This is a genomic window from Methylobacillus arboreus, assembly GCF_020532725.1.
Lineage (GTDB): Bacteria > Pseudomonadota > Gammaproteobacteria > Burkholderiales > Methylophilaceae > Methylobacillus > Methylobacillus arboreus.
Map to the genome: position 1 here is coordinate 1 of NZ_JAJAVC010000014.1, position 2,451 is coordinate 2,451.

Genomic DNA, 2,451 nt, shown 5'->3' on the forward strand with positions numbered 1-2,451 from the left:
CGATTGTCACGGGGAATGGACTGGGGTTATCTGGGAGTTCTGCCAATATACTGGGATCTGGCGGACAACTGAACTTGAACATTGGCGGTGCGGGGGACGCGGCCTACATCAACGCCAAGACCGGCAACCTCATCCTGCAGCGGCAAGACGAACTCCTGATCGGCCGTGGCCCTGACCTCGGCATCCTGCGCACCTACAACAGCCAGGGTGCCTTCGACTTCGACAATAATGATAATTGGCAACTCTCCCTCTATCGCCAGCTCTCCGGCCTCACGGGCAATGTCAACACCGCAGGCAGCACCATCACCCGCACTGCGGCCGATGGCGCGCAGTTGATCTACACCTATGATACTGGCACAGGCCAATACCTGAACAAGGACGGCGGCGGCAGCTACGACACCCTGACCTACAGCAACACCACCTGGACCTGGCAGGACGGCGACAGCCGGGTGACGGAAACCTACGAAGCCTCGGGCAGCATCTGGCGCATCAAGACCGTCGCCGACACCGCTGGCAATGCCCTGACCTACACCTATGACGCCAACGGCCTCATCACCGAAGTCGCGGATGCCAATGGCGAGACCACCCGTCTCGTCTACCTGGGCACCCAACTGCAACGCATCGAAGTCGTGAGTGGCAGCAACATCCTCAGCACCCGCACCCGTTATGAATACGATGGCCAGGGCCGTCTTAAGACCGTCATTACCGACCTCACCCCAGAAGACAACAGCACCACCGACGGCAACGTCTACATCACCAGCTACACCTACGACGGGACCAGCCACCGCATTGCCAGCATCACCAATGGCGGCGTGTCTGGCAGCGGCAACGGCACCACCGTCAGCTTTACCTACCATGCGGACGGCAAGGTCAAGAGCGTATCGGATGGATTGGGCAACACGACTGAATTTGCCTATATCGCCTTTGTGAGCTTCATGACCATCACCAATGCCAATGGCACTGCCGCCTATGCGATGGAATATGATGCCAAGGGCCAGCTCGTGACCCTGCACCATGCCAACGGTGGTGCCCAACACTACCAGTACAATACCAACGGCGACGTCACGCGCGCCATCGATGCGCGCGGCAATGTGACCGACTACCTGTACGACGCCAACGGCAACCGCACCCGTGAACAGGACGCGGCGGGCAACGTCATCGAGCGCACCTATGGCAGCCAGAACCAACTCCTGACCGAAACCCGGTATGCCGTGGCCGATCCGGATGGTGCGGGAACCGCCACGGCCAGCGTTCCCCAGACCACCCGCTACCTCTACAACGCGGACAACCACCTGCGCTTCATCATCAGCCCGGAAGGCCGCGTCACCGAATACCGCTATGATGGTTTCGGCCAACAGACCAGCCAGATCCAGTACACGGCCAACACCTTCACCGCGAGCGGCACCCAGACCGAAGCCAGTCTCACCACCTGGCTGGCTGGCGTCAACAAGGCCCAGAGCCAGCGCATCGACTACACCTATGACGCGCGCGGCGCGCTCAAGAGCCGCAGCGTCTACGGCAGCGTCGACAGTGCGGGCAACGGCGTCAACGACGCGAGCAAAGCCACCACCTACTACACCTACGACCAGGCCGGCAACCTGCGCCAGGTCATCGATGGCCGCGGCACCGAGACCGGCAGCACCTACCTCACCAGTTACGCCTACGACGGCCTCAACCGCCTCACCACCCAGACCGATGCGCTGGGTAACACCACCACTACCCTCTATAGCGATGATAGCCGCCAGGTGACCGTCCAGCTCGCCAACGGCCTGCAGACCCTCCAGACCTACGATGCGGCCGGGCGCCTCATCAGCACTGCGCAGCAGGACGGCAATACCAATACCGTCCTGGGGACTACCACCTACGCCTATGATGCGCTCGGACAACTGCGCCAGGTCACTGACCCGATTGGGCGGAGTCTCTATTACCTCTACGATGCCGCCGGACGCAAGATCGGCGAGATCGATGGCGAACAATCCCTCACCGAATTCATTTACAACCTCAACGGCCAACTGATCGCCACCCGACGCTATGCCAACCGCGTCACGGCTTCGCTCGCCAACGCTGCCGGCTTGACCCTGGACGGCGTCAAGCCGGCAGCACATGCCAATGACCGCATCACGCATCGCCTTTACGACCAGGCCGGGCGCTTGGCCAAGGAAATCGATGGCGTAGGTGCGGTCACTGCCTACACCTACGATGGCGCGAGCCGTCTGCTGACCACTACGCAATACACCAAATTGCTGAGCCAGGCCCAGTTGGATGCTTTGACCACTACCCTCAACAACGGCTTCGACATCCAGGCCAACCACCCCAATACCATGCCTGTCGCCGATAGCGCCAACGACCGTGTGACCCGCCGCCTGTACGACAACGACGGCCTGCTGGTTGGCGTCCTCGATGGCGAAGGCTACCTCACCGAGTACCGCTACGACCAGGCGGGGCGCCAGA

Annotated in this window: 1 protein-coding gene; it reads left to right on the forward strand. The window is 61.5% G+C overall.

What is annotated here, in order from left to right; all coding sequences use genetic code 11:
• Positions 1-2,451 (forward strand): hypothetical protein (locus LG198_RS14265; protein WP_407659206.1); only part of this gene is annotated, 2,451 nt, incomplete at both ends.